The sequence below is a fragment of the Salmonella sp. SSDFZ54 genome, assembly GCF_004010735.1.
GTDB lineage: Bacteria > Pseudomonadota > Gammaproteobacteria > Enterobacterales > Enterobacteriaceae > Salmonella > Salmonella enterica.
The window spans coordinates 674,596-691,442 of record NZ_CP034819.1; the positions used below are offsets into that span (position 1 = coordinate 674,596).

Sequence of the window (16,847 nt, forward strand, 5' to 3'; positions counted from 1 at the left end):
GAGAGTCGCTAATGAATACCAATCACGCTTTAATGCAGCGCCGTCATAACGCCGTTCCTCGCGGCGTGGGGCAGATTCACCCAATTTTCGCCGAGCGGGCGGAAAATTGTCGGGTCTGGGATGTCGAAGGCCGTGAGTATCTCGATTTCGCGGGCGGCATTGCCGTCCTGAACACCGGTCATTTACATCCGGGCATTGTTTCAGCGGTCGAAGCGCAGCTGAAGAAATTGTCGCATACCTGTTTTCAGGTGCTGGCCTATGAACCGTACCTGGCGTTGTGCGAACGCATGAACCAGAAGGTACCGGGCGATTTCGCCAAAAAAACGTTGCTGGTCACGACCGGTTCAGAAGCGGTTGAAAACGCGGTGAAAATCGCCCGCGCGGCGACAAAACGCAGCGGCGCTATCGCGTTTAGCGGCGCTTACCACGGTCGTACCCACTACACGCTCTCTCTGACCGGGAAAGTACACCCGTACTCTGCTGGTATGGGATTGATGCCAGGCCATGTCTACCGCGCGCTTTATCCTTGCCCGCTACACAACATCAGCGACGACGACGCCATCGCCAGCATTGAGCGCATCTTTAAAAATGATGCCGCGCCGGAAGATATCGCCGCCATTATTATTGAGCCGGTACAGGGCGAAGGCGGATTTTACGCCGCCTCTCCCGCGTTTATGCAGCGACTGCGCGCGCTATGCGACCAACACGGCATTATGTTGATTGCCGACGAAGTGCAAAGCGGCGCGGGCCGGACCGGTACACTGTTCGCCATGGAACAGATGGGCGTTGCGGCAGATATTACCACGTTTGCGAAATCGATCGCCGGCGGCTTTCCGCTGGCAGGCGTTACCGGCCGGGCAGACGTGATGGACGCTATCGCGCCGGGCGGTCTGGGCGGCACCTATGCCGGAAACCCGATTGCCTGCGCCGCCGCGCTGGCGGTACTGGACATTTTCGAGCAGGAAAATCTACTGCAAAAGGCGAATACGCTTGGCAAAACGCTGCGCGATGGCCTGATGGAGATAGCGGAAACGCACCGTGAGATTGGCGACGTGCGCGGACTGGGCGCCATGATCGCCATTGAGTTATTTGAAAATGGCGACCCCGGCAAACCGAACGCGGCTCTGACCGCCGACATTGTGACCCGCGCCCGCGAGAAAGGGTTAATTCTGCTCTCCTGCGGTCCTTACTACAACATCTTGCGCATCCTCGTTCCACTCACTATTGAGGCCTCGCAGATTCGGCAAGGCCTGGAGATTATCGCCCAGTGCTTTGATGAGGCGAAACAAGCGTAATGTCCAATAAGCAGCGTCGGATGGCGACGTAACTGTCTTATTCGGCCTACAAAAACCGTTTCGATTGTAGGCCGAATAATTAAGCCAGGCGCCATCCGGTAAACGAGCGCAATAACAATAAAGAGGTTTTAGGATGGGGCAATTGTCAGAATCACATGCATTAGGGGGCGGGCTGAAATCACGCCACGTCACCATGTTATCGATCGCCGGCGTCATCGGCGCCAGCCTGTTTGTCGGTTCCAGCGTGGCGATTGCGGAGGCCGGCCCTGCGGTACTGCTGGCCTATCTGTTCGCAGGACTTTTAGTCGTCATGATTATGCGAATGCTGGCTGAAATGGCCGTCGCCACGCCGGATACCGGTTCTTTTTCCACCTATGCGGATAAAGCGATCGGCCCCTGGGCCGGGTATACCATCGGCTGGTTATACTGGTGGTTTTGGGTGCTGGTTATTCCGCTGGAGGCCAATATTGCCGCCATTATTCTGAATTCATGGATACCGGGTATTCCGGTGTGGCTATTTTCATTAGTGATTACGCTTGCCTTAACCGGAAGCAATTTATTGAGCGTCAAAAATTACGGCGAATTCGAATTCTGGCTGGCGCTATGTAAAGTGATTGCTATCCTGGCGTTTATCGCGCTGGGCGCGACGGCGATTAGCGGTTTTTATCCATATGCCGAGGTAAGCGGTATCTCCCGGCTATGGGATCACGGCGGTTTTATGCCTAACGGCTTCGGCGCGGTGTTAAGCGCCATGTTGATCACCATGTTCTCTTTTATGGGCGCGGAAATCGTCACTATTGCTGCCGCGGAATCCGATACGCCGGATAAACATATCGTACGCGCCACCAATTCTGTTATCTGGCGAATTTCCATCTTTTACCTGTGTTCCATTTTTGTGGTGGTGGCGCTGATCCCGTGGAATATGCCGGGTCTGAAAAGCGTAGGTTCGTACCGTTCGGTACTGGAGCTGCTTCATATTCCGCACGCAAAATTCATTATGGACTGCGTGATTTTGTTGTCGGTGACCAGTTGTCTGAACTCCGCATTATATACCGCCTCCCGGATGCTCTATTCCCTTAGCCGCCGCGGCGATGCGCCTGCGATAATGGGAAAAACTAACCGTAGCAAAACGCCCTGGGTAGCGGTTCTCCTCTCTACCGGCGCGGCGTTTTTAACCGTTATCGTCAATTATTACGCCCCGGCAAAAGTGTTTAAATTTCTTATCGACAGTTCTGGCGCCATCGCGCTGCTGGTCTATCTGGTGATTGCGATTTCGCAATTGCGAATGCGTAAAATTCTGCTGGCGCAGGGCGGAGAAATTAAGCTGAAAATGTGGCTTTATCCGTGGCTCACCTGGCTGGTTATCGGCTTTATCTGCTTTGTCCTGGTGGTGATGCTATTTCGACCGGCACAGCAACTAGAAGTCATTTCAACGGGGCTGTTAGGGCTGGGCATAATAGGTACTGTCCCCATTATGTCTCGCTGGAAAAAACTGATAAGGTGGCAAAAAGCCCCCCTGCAAAACCTACGTTAGTTATTCCCGGCGTCAGCCGGGAAGCTTCTCAGGAGTAAAAGATGACCGCCCTTTCCCAACCGACGGCCATAGATGGCTATCGCTGGCTTAAAAATGACATTATTCGCGGCACTTATCAGCCGGATGAGAAACTGCGGATGAGTTTATTAACCGCCCGCTATGCGCTTGGCGTAGGGCCGCTGCGCGAGGCGCTGTCACAACTGGTGGCGGAACGGCTGGTCACCGTGGTGAATCAAAAAGGCTATCGCGTGGCGTCCATGTCAGAGGCGGAACTCCTCGATATTTTTGACGCGCGCGCCAATATGGAAGCGATGCTGGTACGCCTGGCGATTGAACGCGGCGATGATGCGTGGGAGGCGGAGATCCTGGCGCGAGCGCATATGCTCAGCAAACTGGAAGCCAGCGATGCCAGTGAACATATGCTCGATGAATGGGATCAGCGCCACCAGGCGTTTCATTCCGCCATTGTCGCCGGGTGCGGCTCCCATTACTTGCTACAGATGCGCGAACGCTTATTTGACCTGGCGGCCCGCTACCGCTTTATTTGGTTACGTGAAACCGTTCTGTCCGTCGAGATGCTGGAAGATAAACATATCCAGCATCACACGCTAACCGAAGCGATACTGGCGCGCGAGGCGGCACGCGCCAGCGAATTAATGCGTCAGCATTTGCTGACGCCGATTCCCATTATTCGCCAGGCGATGGCAGGGAAAATGTAGCCTGGCGCGACCTGATAGCCATTATTCTTCAGGAATACGCAACACTTGTCCCGGATATATTTTTTCCGGGCTTTTCAGCATCGGTTTATTTGCCTCGAAGATTTTATTATACAGATTGGCGTTACCATACACTTGCTTTGAAATAGCGCTCAGGGTGTCGCCTGATTTTACGGTATAAAACTGACTTTCAGCCGCCGGCGTCGTGGTTTTAACCTGATCGTCAACGCTGCTAATCCCGGCGATATTCCCCACGGCAACCAGAATTTTTTCTTTTGCCTCCTGACTCAGCCCATCACCCGTCACTGTCGCTTTTCCATCAGCTATTTGCACATTCACTTTGTCAGCGTCGGGTATTCCCGTTTTATTTAAATGTTCCTGGACTTTTTTCGCCTGATCGTCCTTATCATGATTAGCGGTTACCGCGTCCCAGAGTTTTTCACCTGCATCTTTTACAAAATTGAAAAGTCCCATATTCACCTCGCTTGTCAAAAATACACACAAAGAAAAGTGTAGCAGAGAGAATGAGGTTATCCTGATAAGCGGCGCTTATGCGCCGCCGGTGGCCGGTAATTAATGACGCATCTGAACCCAAAATGCGTGGATAAGCCCCGGAATATATCCGAGTAATGTCAGCAGGATATTAAGGATAAATGCCCAACCGAACCCTTTTCCTAAAAGTACGCCGAGCGGAGGCAAAATAATCGTAAATACAATTCTCCAGAAACCCATATACACTCCATACAAGCAAAATTAGTCATTGTTTAAAAAGAGATTTTATCTCTAAGCATAGTCAGTTTACCTGAGCCTGCCAGTCACGCGCCGCGCTTTTACCCTCCTTTACGCTCTTTACGCTGGCATTAGGTTGACGTTTATTTTAGAATTAACTAAATTTAGAAAATGCTTAAATAACTATGACAGAGCTTGAACAACTTCAGGCCAGCGCAGAACAGGCGGCGGCCCTGCTCAAAGCGATGAGCCACCCAAAAAGATTACTGATTTTATGTATGCTTTGCGGTTCGCCAAAAACCAGCGCAGGCGAACTGGCGCGCATTACCGGGCTAAGCCCCTCCGCGACGTCGCAACATCTGGCGCGGATGCGGGAAGAAGGGCTGATTGATAGTCAACGCGATGCCCAGCGCATTCACTATTTCATTAAAAATGAGGCGGTTAATACGATTATCGCCACGTTAAAGAATCTCTATTGTCCATAAGGAGGCACGATGTCCATTGGGATAGTTTCCCCCCGTGAGGCGCAAGCGCTGATAGCGCAAGGCGCGAAACTGATTGATGTACGCGACGCCGACGAATATCTGCGCGAGCATATTCCACATGCGCAACTGGCGCCGCTTTCCCGGCTTGAACAGGGCGATTTGCCCGCCAACCTGCGAGCGGAACAGATTATTTTTCACTGTCAGTCAGGTAAACGAACCAGCAGCAATGCAGCAAAACTACAGGCCATTGCCGCCCCAGCTCAGGTCAGTCTACTGGAAGGCGGTATCGACGGATGGAAAGCGGCAGGATTGCCCGTCACAGAAGACAAATCGCAACCGTTGCCACTGATGCGTCAGGTGCAAATCGCCGCCGGCGGGTTGACGTTGCTTGGGGTGATTCTGGGCTATACGGTCCACGGCGGCTTTTTCCTCATTAGCGGTTTTGTCGGGGCCGGGTTAATGCTGGCAGGCATGACCGGCTTCTGCGGAATGGCGCGACTACTGGAAAAAATGCCCTGGAATACCCGTACTCATTAAGCGGTACCTTCACCGCGCGTCGGTAGGTGTGTAGTAGACTGAAGGCGGGTTTATACCATTGTTCAACAGGAGAGCGTGATGTTCACACCAGGCGATATCGTACAGCCCCGAATGGGTGGGCCGAAACTGAAAGTGATTGAAGTCAACGAGGATCATATTGTCGCGGTACAGGTCGGTAATGAGCCGGGCGAAAAATTGATCCTCAAAGCAGCAGATGTCACCCCCTATTGCGAAGAGGGCGATTTTGGCGTGTGCTGATTTATCAGAATGAGCATGGCGCAACGTTCCCTGAGTCCCGGTTAATAGAGACAGGAAACGCAGCGCCATCTGTTAAAGGTTATCCGTGATTAGATTAAGAAATCATCCAGAGATTTCCCCGCCGCCAGCGCCTGGGCAATCGGTTTAGGCGTACGACCTTGTCCGGTCCAGGTTTTTTCTTCGCCATTGAAATCAGTAAAACGATATTTTGCCGGACGCGGCTGGCGCTTTTTAGCAGAACGCGGCATTGCTGAATCCATGGCAAATAACTCTTCCGGGTTAATACCGTCTGCTTTCATCAGCTCCAGAAAGGCATTAATTTTCTCCTGCTTCTCGGCAAGCTGGCGTTGCTGCAATTCTTCTTCTTCGCGTCTTTCTTTAGTGACAACCCTGAATTTTTCGAGCATTTCTTCAAGAACGTCAATGGAGAATTCGCGAGCCATAGCGCGCAGCGTGCGGATATTATTTAAGTTCTGTAACATCAAATTCATATCAATAAAAACCTTTTAACGCAGAAAACAAAAACTATTACAGGCGGTATTGTATGCGATTATTGATTATATTTCCAGATCCTAAAGTTCATACAGATATACTCAGTATAACTCGATTAATTATATTAATCTGTTAACCAGAAGGTTATATTCATTACCCCCTGTGTGTTTCAGGTTATTCCGCCTACGGTATATCTGTAGGTTTCCCGTTCGGCTGTTTATACCCTTCATTCTTCAAGTTGCTTATGTGTTGGCTACGGATTACCCGGCCCATCCATGGGCCTCGCCCTGACGGGTCGTCGCACGCGACGTTCAAATCTGCTCCCCGCAGATTTGTCGCTCCCCCCCAGTCACATCGTTATCTATGCTCCTGGGGATTCACTCCCTTGCCGCCTTTAAGCAACTCGAAATCCATAGCGTATATAGCGTATTGCGTATCTCAGTAACCGCGGTGACCCTCACGGTGGCTGACCTTATACAGAAGTGAATATTTCAGCACAATAATAGATTAACCATTCAAAAATCATCATCAGAGCTTTATGCTAAAAATCAGCCTGCAATATCTATAATTATGCTGAGAAAAGTAGAGCGCGCGCCGTTAGCCGAGAATACATCGCATCTGACAACATTTGGAATGTGGCTGAAAATCGCCAGAAAAACAATGCATTATAATGCATTGATTTAAAAGTAATTAATGACTAACAACAACGAAAATCTCGCTGCGGGCAAAAAACACACAATCACAGAGTATTTTATCGACAAAAAGCCCATAAATAAAAATATTACACTAGTTGATAGTTATTATATAGGGATATACTCTATGCAAAGACAAAAGTGCTTTATGATTTCACTACCAACCATCACCTCATTCTGATTGATACGCTACAAGGAGCATTAACATGTTCTCTCCACAGTCACGCTTGCGTCATGCCGTAGCAGACACGTTTGCGATGGTTGTTTACTGTTCTGTTGTGAACATGTTGATCGAGATATTCCTCTCCGGAATGAGCTTTGAGCAGTCGCTTTCTTCCAGGCTGGTGGCGATACCTGTCAACATTTTGATTGCATGGCCATACGGCGTTTACCGCGATCTGATTATGCGCGTCGCGCGTAAGGCAAGCCCGGCGGGATGGGCCAAAAACCTGGCGGATGTATTGGCTTATGTTACCTTTCAGTCACCCGTTTATATTATCATCTTGCTGACCGTCGGCGCTGGCTGGCATCAGATAGTGGCCGCCGTGAGTTCAAACATTGTTGTTTCAATGTTAATGGGCGCGGTTTATGGCTACTTCCTGGATTATTGTCGCCGCCTGTTTAAAGTGAGCAGCTATCATCAGGCTAAGGCGTAAGTTAACGTCGCGACTGGCATTGCCAGTCGCGCTTTTAGTCGGTTTTTTCGTCGCCAAAAAGCCCATTCAGATAACGTTCTAACGCTATTCGGGAGCTAAAGCCGTGGGGAATACCGTAATGTTCGTGGGTCTCGCCGCCTAAATAGAGCGGAAAATTTTGGTAGTGATCGCAGGTCTTAATATCCGAAGCCGGGTCAGCCAGTGATGAGCTACGGTCTTTTAATCTGGGATGAATGATCAGCGCAGTACGCCCCATACGCGCCTCGCGGTTAACATAAACATAATTCTCGCCGCGTCGATAACCATACGTCTTATTCGTCACCACATCGACGGTAAACCCTGCCTTTTCCAGTACCCGCGCCACCTCGTCAGGTCGTAAATACATATTTTATCCTCATTCTCTTGTACTGCGGGCTTACCTTACCCGATAGCGCGTTATCAACGCTTTCAGAAAAGTCCAGAAACGCATGATATCGCCGTAACAAGCCTCAGCAGGTAAAAATATGAACTACACTGAAAGCTACATCGAAATCAATGGAGGATCATATGCTTAACAAACCGAACCGAAACGACGTCGATGATGGTGTTCAGGATATTCAGAATGATGTCAATCGATTAGCCGACAGTCTGGAAGATGTCCTTAAATCCTGGGGAAGCGATGCGAAAGACGAAGCCGAGGCTGCGCGACGTAAAGCACAGGCGTTGCTGAAAGAGACCCGGGCGCGGATGCAGGGTCGTACTCGCGTAAAACAAGCCGCCTGTGATGCGATGGGGTGCGCGGATACGTTCGTGCGTGAAAAACCCTGGTGTAGCGTAGGAACCGCCGCAGCGGTAGGGATTTTTATCGGGGCGCTGCTTAGCCTGCGTCGCTAACGACGTGCGCTGCCGGATGGCGACATACTTTATTGGGCCTGCATCATTGCCGCAGGCCCAGGTCGCGCCATTCGGCGAAACGGTTACTGTATCGCCTGTCGAAGCTGCCATGCGACCTGTTTCGCCATGCCAGCGGAAGTAATATTGGTAAACGACAGTAAAATGCCCCCCTTTCCTGACGAAACCACTCGCCAACGGCTTAGCGCCTGTACCGCCAGTCCGGCCTGATTCGCTTTTGCTACCTGCGCTTTATCATCACCTTCAACCTCAATAACCAATTGAATACCGCCTTTCTGTAATGTCACGACAAATCCCTGTTCTGCCAGCGCTTCTTCAATCCATAACCGTCGCTGAGCATAATGTTGGCGCATCTTTTTCAGATGCCGCCAGAAATGGCCATCACGGATAAAATCAGCCAGCGTGTGCTGCCATAACAACGGTACGCTACAGGGCATCAGCGACGCCTGCTGGCGGAAATGCTCAATCTGCTTTATCGGCACCACCAGCCAGGCGGTACGTAATGCCGGAAAGAGCGACTTACTGAACGTTCCGGCGTAAATCACTCGCTGCGGGGCATCCAGACTCTTGAGCGGCGGAAGCGGTTTACCGTGATAACGAAATTCGCTGTCGTAGTCATCTTCAATAATCCAGGCCTGCACATTCGCCGCCCATGCCAGAAGTTGCCGTCGGCGAGTTAACGACAGCGCCACCCCCAACGGACTTTGATGGGCGGGCGTCACCAATGCAAAGCGTCCCTGCGGGCAATCCCGCATCCCCGCCGCGACATTCAGCCCATCGGCATCGACCGGAATCGGCGCCAGCGTAATCCCCTCCTGCGTTATCACCGGGCGAATTAACGGAAAGCCGGGATCTTCCACCCACATGCTGTCTCCCGGCACAGACAATGTACGCAGGATTAGCCGCATAGAATTCGCATATCCGGAGGTAATAAATACCTGTTCCGGCAGACATTCAATGCTACGCGAAACCCGCAGGTAATCGACTATCGCCTGGCGCAAAATCGCCTCGCCGCAGACGTCGCCTAATGCCAGATCGAAGCGTGTCTGCGTGCGCAACCGACGCCCCATTACTCGCGCCCACTTCTCGCGTGGAAAGAGATCCAGCGCCGGTAACCCCATCTGAAAGGGTTTCGGTTCCGGACTTTCTCCGGCAAAAACAGCGGGTATCGGCGGCGCCGTCTCAAACCGTAGAGCGTTGCTCACAAACGTGCCTGCCTGGCCACGTCGCTCCAGCCAGCCCTGCGCCACCAGCTCGCCATAGGCATTTTCCACCGTGGCGCGAGAAACGCCCAGTTCCTGCGCCCACGTCCGACTGGACGGCAAACGCGTTCCGGGCGCGAGTTCTCCTTGCTCAATGGCCGTTTTTAACTGACGAGCGATGTGCTGATAGCGCGGCATATGGTCTGCTTTTTCTGTAAAAATATGGCTCTCTTTTACAGACCATTATAGTGCTACAGTGCTCGTCATCAACACGAGGAGAAACATGATGACGACGTTACGCCAACCCTATTATGAACTGAGCCCGGAGGTTTATAGCGCTCTGGTGCAGGCGAAAAACGCGCTGGAAAAGAGCACGCTTGACCTCACTCTGATGGAGCTGATTTACCTGCGTGTTTCGCAAATAAATGGCTGTGCATTTTGCCTGGAGATGCACAGTAAAGCGCTGCGTAAGGCTGGCGTAAATCAAGCTAAATTAGATGCGCTGGCAGGATGGCGGGTAAGCCACCATTTCAGCGAGCAAGAGTGCGCGGCGTTAGCCTGGACGGAATCGGTGACGCACATTGCTGAAACCCACGCCGAAGATAATGTTTACCTGCCGCTGCTCGATCATTTCAGCGCGCGTCAAATCAGCGATCTGACCTTCGCCATCGGTTTAATGAACTGCTTTAACCGTCTGGCGATTGGTATGCGAATGTGACGCATTGTTGCCGGATGGCGCTGATGTCAGCCAACTCTGTTATGCGTGAACCTGCGGGCCGGCTCGGGCGTTCACGCCGCCATCCGGCAAAAATTAGCCATGCCGCCCCTACCCCGCTGCGTTCATCAGCGACGTTAAAATCAATCGAAAATTCCCATATCTTGTATGGTTGAATCTTAATTCAACTACATCTAGTATTTCCTGTATCAACACACGACAATCCGACGCGTTTCATCGCGCCGTTTTCTCATTTTAAATGGAAATACGAATCATGAGCATTACTATTTACACTCGCAATAACTGTGTTCAGTGCCACGCCACAAAGCGGGCGATGGAAAGCCGTGGATTTGAATTTGAGATGGTGAACGTCGATCTGGTGCCGGATGCAGCGGATACGCTCCGGGCGCAAGGATTTCGTCAATTACCGGTGGTGATGGCGGGCGATTTGAGCTGGTCTGGCTTCCGCCCGGACATGATTAACCGTCTGCACCCGACACCCCACGCGGCAAACGCATGAGCGCGCTCGTCTACTTCTCCAGCAGCTCTGAAAATACGCACCGTTTTATGCAGCGTCTGGGGCTGCCTGCCACGCGTATTCCGCTCAATGAACGGGAGCGAATTCAGGTAGACGAACCGTACATTCTGGTTGTGCCGTCATACGGCGGCGGCGGGATGGCCGGTGCGGTGCCGCGACAGGTGATCCGCTTTTTAAATGATGAACACAACCGGGCGCGCATTCGCGGCGTCATTGCCTCCGGTAATCGCAATTTCGGCGATGCCTGGGGATGCGCTGGCGATGTGATAGCACAAAAATGCGGCGTCCCCTGGCTGTACCGCTTTGAGCTCATGGGCACACAACGCGACATCGATAACGTCCGAAAAGGAGTAAATGAATTTTGGCAACAACTACCCCGGAGCGCGTAATGCAGGAAACCATGGATTACCACGCCCTGAACGCGATGCTGAATCTTTATGATAAAGCAGGCCATATTCAGTTCGACAAGGACCAGCAGGCGATCGACGCCTTCTTTGCCGCCCACGTCCGCCCGCATTCCGTGACGTTTGCCAGCCAGCATGAACGTCTGGAGACGCTGGTTCGGGAAGGGTATTACGATGACGCCGTCCTCGCGCGTTACGACCGCGCCTTCGTCCTTCGCCTGTTCGAGCACGCCCATGCCAGCGGCTTTCGCTTCCAGACGTTTCTTGGCGCCTGGAAGTTCTATACCAGTTACACGCTGAAAACCTTCGACGGCAAACGTTATCTGGAACACTTTGAAGATCGGGTGACTATGGTGGCGTTGACGCTGGCGCAGGGTGACGAAACGCTGGCCACCCAACTGACCGATGAAATGCTTTCTGGTCGCTTTCAGCCCGCCACCCCGACTTTTTTAAATTGCGGTAAACAGCAGCGTGGGGAACTGGTCTCCTGCTTCCTGCTCCGTATCGAAGACAATATGGAGTCGATCGGGCGAGCGGTGAATTCGGCGCTACAACTCTCCAAACGCGGCGGCGGCGTCGCGTTTTTACTCTCCAATCTGCGCGAGGCGGGCGCGCCGATCAAACGCATTGAGAATCAGTCTTCCGGCGTGATCCCGGTGATGAAAATGCTGGAAGACGCGTTTTCGTATGCCAACCAGCTTGGCGCGCGCCAGGGGGCCGGCGCGGTTTATCTCCATGCGCACCATCCGGATATTCTGCGTTTTCTGGATACCAAACGGGAAAACGCTGACGAAAAAATCCGGATCAAAACGCTCTCTCTCGGCGTGGTGATCCCGGATATCACCTTCCGGCTGGCGAAAGAAAACGCGAAAATGGCGCTCTTTTCGCCCTATGACGTACAACGACGCTACGGCAAACCGTTTGGCGATATCGCCATTAGCGAACGGTACGATGAATTAATTGCCGATCCGCACGTGCGTAAAACCTATATTAACGCCCGTGACTTTTTTCAAACACTGGCGGAGATTCAGTTCGAATCCGGGTATCCCTACATCATGTTTGAAGATACGGTAAACCGCGCGAATCCCATTGCTGGTCGCATTAATATGAGCAACCTGTGCTCAGAAATTTTACAGGTCAATAGCGCTTCCCGTTACGACGATAACCTTGACTATACCCACATCGGGCATGACATCTCCTGCAATCTCGGCTCGCTGAATATCGCTCACGTCATGGATTCACCGGACATTGGTCGTACCGTAGAAACCGCTATTCGCGGCCTGACGGCGGTGTCGGACATGAGCCATATACGCAGCGTACCCTCAATAGCCGCCGGTAATGCCGCCTCTCATGCCATCGGTCTGGGCCAGATGAATCTGCATGGTTATCTGGCGAGAGAAGGCATTGCCTACGGTTCGCCGGAGGCGTTGGATTTCACCAATCTCTATTTTTACACCATTACCTGGCATGCCGTGCATACTTCAATGCGGCTGGCCCGCGAACGCGGCAAAACCTTCGCCGGATTTGCGCAGTCGCGCTATGCCAGCGGCGACTATTTTACGCAGTATTTACAGGACGACTGGCAACCGAAAACGGCGAAAGTCAGAACGCTATTTGCCCGCAGCGGCATTACGCTACCCACACGAGAAATGTGGCTAAAGCTGCGCGACGATGTGATGCGCTATGGCATCTATAACCAAAATTTGCAGGCGGTGCCGCCGACCGGTTCGATTTCTTACATTAATCATGCGACCTCCAGCATTCATCCGATTGTGGCCAAAATTGAGATTCGCAAAGAGGGCAAAACCGGGCGTGTGTATTACCCCGCGCCGTTTATGACCAATGAAAATCTGGACATGTATCAGGATGCTTACGATATCGGTCCGGAAAAAATTATTGATACCTATGCCGAGGCCACGCGCCACGTCGATCAAGGGCTGTCGCTCACCTTGTTTTTCCCCGATACCGCCACGACCCGCGATATCAACAAGGCGCAGATCTATGCCTGGCGAAAAGGTATTAAGTCACTGTATTACATCCGGCTTCGCCAGTTGGCGCTGGAAGGTACTGAAATTGAAGGCTGCGTATCCTGCGCGCTATAAGGAAAGCCATATGAAATTATCTCGTATTAGCGCCATCAACTGGAACAAGATCCAGGACGACAAAGATCTGGAGGTGTGGAACCGGCTGACCAGTAACTTCTGGCTGCCGGAAAAAGTGCCGTTATCGAATGATATTCCGGCCTGGCAGACGCTGAGCGCCGCCGAACAGCAGCTCACCATTCGCGTGTTTACGGGACTTACGCTGCTCGACACTATCCAGAACATCGCAGGCGCGCCGTCGTTAATGGCAGATGCCATCACGCCGCATGAAGAGGCAGTACTGTCGAACATCAGCTTTATGGAAGCGGTACACGCCCGCTCTTACAGTTCTATTTTTTCCACGCTGTGCCAGACGAAAGAGGTTGATGCCGCCTACGCCTGGAGCGAAGAAAACCCGCCGCTTCAGCGTAAGGCGCAGATTATTTTGGCTCATTACGTCAGCGATGAACCGCTAAAGAAAAAAATTGCCAGCGTCTTTTTAGAGTCTTTTCTGTTCTATTCCGGCTTCTGGCTGCCGATGTATTTCTCCAGCCGCGGTAAGCTCACGAACACTGCCGACCTGATTCGTTTAATCATTCGCGATGAAGCGGTTCACGGTTATTATATTGGCTATAAGTATCAGATAGCGCTACAAAAACTATCGGCAATCGAGCGTGAAGAGTTAAAGCTTTTCGCGCTGGATTTGTTGATGGAACTGTACGACAACGAAATCTGCTACACAGAAGCGTTATATGCGGAAACCGGCTGGGTTAACGACGTCAAAGCCTTCTTGTGCTACAACGCCAATAAAGCCTTAATGAACCTGGGTTATGAGGCGTTATTTCCGCCGGAGATGGCAGACGTGAATCCCGCAATCCTTGCCGCGCTCTCGCCGAATGCCGACGAAAACCATGATTTCTTTTCCGGATCAGGTTCATCTTATGTGATGGGGAAAACAGTCGAAACCGAAGACGAAGACTGGAATTTTTAACCTTGCGGGCATGGGAAATAACGTTACATTTTCCATGCCTTTATTTCAAGCAATACCGGGTTAAATCGCGCAAATATTACAACATGTCCTACACTCAATACGAGTGACATTATTCACCTGGATTCCTCCAATTCAGGTGGATTTTTGCTGGTTGTCTCAAAAAATATCTCTCCCTCCCCATTCGCGTTCAGCCCTTATATCATGGGAAATCACAGCCGATAGCACCTCGCAATATTCATGCCAGAAGCAAATTCAGGGTTGTCTCAGATTCTGAGTATGTTAGGGTAGAAAAAGGTAACTATTTCTATCAGGTAACATATCGACATAAGTAAATAACAGGAATCATTCTATTGCATGGCAATTAAATTAGAAGTGAAGAATCTGTATAAAATATTTGGAGAGCATCCGCAGCGTGCCTTCAAATATATTGAAAAGGGACTATCGAAAGAGCAAATACTGGAAAAAACGGGGCTATCGCTTGGCGTTAAAGACGCCAGTCTGGCCATTGAAGAAGGCGAGATATTTGTCATCATGGGATTATCCGGCTCGGGTAAATCCACAATGGTACGCCTTCTCAATCGCCTGATTGAACCCACCCGCGGACAGGTACTGATTGACGGTGTTGATATTGCCAAAATATCAGACGCTGAGCTTCGCGAGGTGCGCAGGAAAAAGATTGCGATGGTCTTCCAGTCATTTGCGCTCATGCCACATATGACCGTGCTGGATAATACGGCATTCGGTATGGAATTAGCGGGCATCGCGGCGCAAGAGCGTCGAGAAAAAGCGCTGGACGCCTTGCGTCAGGTGGGGCTTGAGAATTACGCTCACGCCTACCCGGATGAACTTTCCGGTGGGATGCGTCAGCGTGTTGGGCTTGCCCGCGCGCTGGCAATCAACCCTGATATCTTATTAATGGATGAAGCGTTTTCCGCCCTCGATCCATTAATTCGTACCGAAATGCAGGATGAGCTGGTGAAATTACAGGCGAAACATCAGCGCACCATTGTCTTTATTTCCCACGATCTTGATGAGGCTATGCGTATTGGCGACAGGATTGCCATTATGCAAAATGGCGAGGTCGTACAGGTTGGTACGCCGGATGAGATCCTGAATAATCCGGCAAATGATTATGTCCGCACGTTCTTCCGTGGCGTGGATATTAGTCAGGTCTTTAGCGCCAAAGATATTGCCCGTCGCAGTCCGGTCGGCTTAATTCGTAAAACGCCAGGTTTTGGTCCCCGTTCAGCACTGAAATTATTACAGGATGAAGACCGTGAATATGGTTACGTCATTGAGCGTGGCAATAAATTCGTGGGCGTCGTGTCCATCGACTCATTAAAAGCGGCATTAAGCCAGGCGCAAGGGATTGAAGCGGCACTTATCGACGACCCTTTAGTCGTTGATGCGCAAACCCCACTCAGCGAGTTGCTCTCTCACGTCGGCCAGGCGCCCTGCGCGGTGCCGGTTGTCGATGAAGAACACCAGTATGTTGGCATTATTTCAAAACGTATGTTGCTACAGGCTTTAGATCGCGAGGGGGGTAACAATGGCTGATCAAACGAATCCGTGGGATACCGCACAGGTGGCCGATACTACGACGCAAACGGCTGATGCCTGGGGAACACCGGCAGGCGTAGCCACGGACGGCGGCAGTACCGACTGGTTGAACAGCGCGCCCGCGCCAGCCCCTGAACACTTTTCTCTTCTGGACCCGTTCCATAAGACGCTGATCCCGCTGGATAGCTGGGTCACAGAGGGAATCGACTGGGTCGTCACCCATTTCCGTCCCCTTTTTCAGGGGATTCGTGTGCCGGTGGATTACATCCTTAACGGCTTTCAGCAACTGCTGCTGGGAATGCCCGCCCCTGTGGCGATTATTCTCTTTGCGCTGATTGCCTGGCAGGTTTCCGGCGTGGGCATGGGGATCGCAACGCTGATATCGCTGATCGCGATCGGCGCGATCGGCGCCTGGTCGCAGGCGATGATTACCCTGGCGCTGGTGTTGACCGCCCTGTTGTTCTGCGTCGTGATCGGATTACCGATGGGAATCTGGCTGGCGCGCAGCCCGCGCGCGGCCAAAATAGTTCGTCCGCTGCTGGATGCGATGCAGACCACGCCCGCGTTTGTCTATCTGGTGCCGATTGTCATGTTATTCGGCATCGGTAACGTGCCGGGCGTGGTGGTGACGATTATTTTTGCGCTACCGCCAATTATACGCCTGACGATCCTGGGCATTAACCAGGTGCCTGCCGACTTAATTGAAGCGTCGCGCTCGTTCGGCGCCAGCCCGCGCCAAATGTTGTTCAAAGTGCAACTACCGCTGGCGATGCCCACCATTATGGCAGGCGTTAATCAGACGCTGATGCTGGCTCTCTCGATGGTCGTCATCGCCTCGATGATTGCGGTCGGCGGGCTTGGCCAGATGGTATTACGCGGCATTGGTCGTCTTGATATGGGGCTGGCAACCGTCGGCGGCGTCGGCATTGTGATTCTCGCCATCATTCTGGACCGTCTGACGCAGGCCGTCGGGCGCGACTCGCGTAGCCGCGGTAACCGTCGCTGGTATACCACCGGTCCTGTTGGGCTAATCACCCGCCCTTTCGTTAAGTAACTCTCCTGACGCCCGGT

20 protein-coding genes are annotated in these 16,847 nt (G+C 52.0%); 15 read left to right on the top strand and 5 right to left on the bottom strand.

Annotation, left to right across the window (positions count from 1 at the left end):
- Positions 1–11: 11 nt before the first annotated feature.
- The 3 genes from gabT (at position 12) to csiR (ending at position 3,548) form a co-directional block, all read left to right on the top strand.
- Positions 12–1,295 carry a 4-aminobutyrate--2-oxoglutarate transaminase gene (gene gabT, locus EOS97_RS03115; RefSeq protein WP_001095310.1) on the top strand — a complete coding sequence of 428 codons (1,284 nt, stop codon included), beginning with the start codon at positions 12–14 and terminating at the stop codon, positions 1,293–1,295.
- A 133-nt stretch (positions 1,296–1,428) separates the two neighbouring features.
- Entirely contained in the window at positions 1,429–2,829 is a 1,401-nt protein-coding gene (gene gabP / locus EOS97_RS03120; RefSeq protein ID WP_000531282.1) for a GABA permease, read from the top strand.
- Between the two features lie 41 nt (positions 2,830–2,870).
- Positions 2,871–3,548: a DNA-binding transcriptional regulator CsiR gene (csiR, locus tag EOS97_RS03125; RefSeq protein WP_000126152.1), complete on the top strand. Its 678-nt coding sequence runs from the start codon at positions 2,871–2,873 to the stop codon at positions 3,546–3,548.
- Positions 3,549–3,569: 21 nt separating this feature from the next.
- Here csiR and lysM read toward each other — a convergent pair whose 3' ends face one another.
- Positions 3,570–4,019 carry a peptidoglycan-binding protein LysM gene (lysM, locus tag EOS97_RS03130; RefSeq protein ID WP_000522406.1) on the bottom strand — a complete coding sequence of 150 codons (450 nt, stop codon included), beginning with the start codon at positions 4,017–4,019 and terminating at the stop codon, positions 3,570–3,572.
- A 99-nt stretch (positions 4,020–4,118) separates the two neighbouring features.
- A complete protein-coding gene (locus EOS97_RS03140; protein ID WP_000508175.1) occupies positions 4,119–4,277 on the bottom strand; it encodes a YqaE/Pmp3 family membrane protein in 159 nt (52 codons plus the stop codon).
- A 182-nt stretch (positions 4,278–4,459) separates the two neighbouring features.
- Here EOS97_RS03140 and EOS97_RS03145 point away from each other — a divergent pair, with 182 nt between their 5' ends.
- The 3 genes from EOS97_RS03145 (at position 4,460) to EOS97_RS03155 (ending at position 5,554) form a co-directional block, all read left to right on the top strand.
- Positions 4,460–4,759 carry a helix-turn-helix transcriptional regulator gene (locus tag EOS97_RS03145; protein ID WP_000137432.1) on the top strand — a complete coding sequence of 100 codons (300 nt, stop codon included), beginning with the start codon at positions 4,460–4,462 and terminating at the stop codon, positions 4,757–4,759.
- A 9-nt stretch (positions 4,760–4,768) separates the two neighbouring features.
- On the top strand, positions 4,769–5,296 hold the full coding sequence (locus EOS97_RS03150; protein WP_000022011.1) for a rhodanese family protein: 528 nt from the start codon (positions 4,769–4,771) through the stop codon (positions 5,294–5,296).
- A gap of 78 nt (positions 5,297–5,374) precedes the next feature.
- Positions 5,375–5,554, top strand: coding sequence for a hypothetical protein (locus EOS97_RS03155; protein WP_000494942.1), 180 nt, complete (start codon positions 5,375–5,377; stop codon positions 5,552–5,554).
- An 89-nt stretch (positions 5,555–5,643) separates the two neighbouring features.
- Here the strand turns inward: EOS97_RS03155 and stpA are convergent, their stop codons facing one another.
- Positions 5,644–6,045, bottom strand: a complete 402-nt coding sequence (stpA, locus tag EOS97_RS03160) for a DNA-binding protein StpA (RefSeq protein ID WP_001051100.1) — start codon at positions 6,043–6,045, stop codon at positions 5,644–5,646.
- An 899-nt stretch (positions 6,046–6,944) separates the two neighbouring features.
- Between stpA and alaE the strand changes: the two genes are divergently transcribed.
- Entirely contained in the window at positions 6,945–7,394 is a 450-nt protein-coding gene (gene alaE, locus EOS97_RS03170; RefSeq protein ID WP_000492669.1) for an L-alanine exporter AlaE, read from the top strand.
- Between the two features lie 34 nt (positions 7,395–7,428).
- Here the strand turns inward: alaE and EOS97_RS03175 are convergent, their stop codons facing one another.
- Entirely contained in the window at positions 7,429–7,779 is a 351-nt protein-coding gene (locus EOS97_RS03175) for a DUF2002 family protein (RefSeq protein WP_000281305.1), read from the bottom strand.
- A gap of 161 nt (positions 7,780–7,940) precedes the next feature.
- On the opposite strand from EOS97_RS03175, the gene EOS97_RS03180 reads away from it, so the two are divergent.
- The gene (locus EOS97_RS03180) at positions 7,941–8,267 is read left to right on the top strand and encodes a DUF883 domain-containing protein (protein ID WP_001519557.1); all 327 of its coding nucleotides are present in this window, start codon (positions 7,941–7,943) and stop codon (positions 8,265–8,267) included.
- Between the two features lie 83 nt (positions 8,268–8,350).
- On the opposite strand, the gene EOS97_RS03185 is transcribed toward EOS97_RS03180, so the two are convergent.
- Positions 8,351–9,685 (bottom strand): PLP-dependent aminotransferase family protein, encoded by a 1,335-nt coding sequence (locus EOS97_RS03185; protein ID WP_001138475.1) that lies wholly within the window; start codon positions 9,683–9,685, stop codon positions 8,351–8,353.
- Positions 9,686–9,773: 88 nt separating this feature from the next.
- Here EOS97_RS03185 and EOS97_RS03190 point away from each other — a divergent pair, with 88 nt between their 5' ends.
- From EOS97_RS03190 to proW, 7 genes are all read left to right on the top strand, one after another.
- On the top strand, positions 9,774–10,205 hold the full coding sequence (locus EOS97_RS03190) for a carboxymuconolactone decarboxylase family protein (protein ID WP_000209811.1): 432 nt from the start codon (positions 9,774–9,776) through the stop codon (positions 10,203–10,205).
- Between the two features lie 271 nt (positions 10,206–10,476).
- Positions 10,477–10,722 (top strand): glutaredoxin-like protein NrdH, encoded by a 246-nt coding sequence (gene nrdH, locus EOS97_RS03200; RefSeq protein ID WP_000028870.1) that lies wholly within the window; start codon positions 10,477–10,479, stop codon positions 10,720–10,722.
- A complete protein-coding gene (gene nrdI, locus EOS97_RS03205; RefSeq protein WP_001275401.1) occupies positions 10,719–11,129 on the top strand; it encodes a class Ib ribonucleoside-diphosphate reductase assembly flavoprotein NrdI in 411 nt (136 codons plus the stop codon). Before nrdH ends, nrdI begins: the two co-directional genes overlap by 4 nt.
- Positions 11,102–13,246: a class 1b ribonucleoside-diphosphate reductase subunit alpha gene (nrdE, locus tag EOS97_RS03210; protein WP_000246619.1), complete on the top strand. Its 2,145-nt coding sequence runs from the start codon at positions 11,102–11,104 to the stop codon at positions 13,244–13,246. Before nrdI ends, nrdE begins: the two co-directional genes overlap by 28 nt.
- Positions 13,247–13,256: 10 nt before the next feature.
- Entirely contained in the window at positions 13,257–14,216 is a 960-nt protein-coding gene (gene nrdF / locus EOS97_RS03215) for a class 1b ribonucleoside-diphosphate reductase subunit beta (RefSeq protein WP_000777901.1), read from the top strand.
- Positions 14,217–14,570: 354 nt separating this feature from the next.
- Positions 14,571–15,773 (top strand): glycine betaine/L-proline ABC transporter ATP-binding protein ProV, encoded by a 1,203-nt coding sequence (gene proV, locus EOS97_RS03225; protein WP_000985529.1) that lies wholly within the window; start codon positions 14,571–14,573, stop codon positions 15,771–15,773.
- Positions 15,766–16,830, top strand: a complete 1,065-nt coding sequence (proW, locus tag EOS97_RS03230) for a glycine betaine/L-proline ABC transporter permease ProW (protein WP_000775021.1) — start codon at positions 15,766–15,768, stop codon at positions 16,828–16,830. The genes proV and proW overlap by 8 nt, the downstream gene beginning before the upstream one ends.
- Positions 16,831–16,847: the final 17 nt, after the last annotated feature.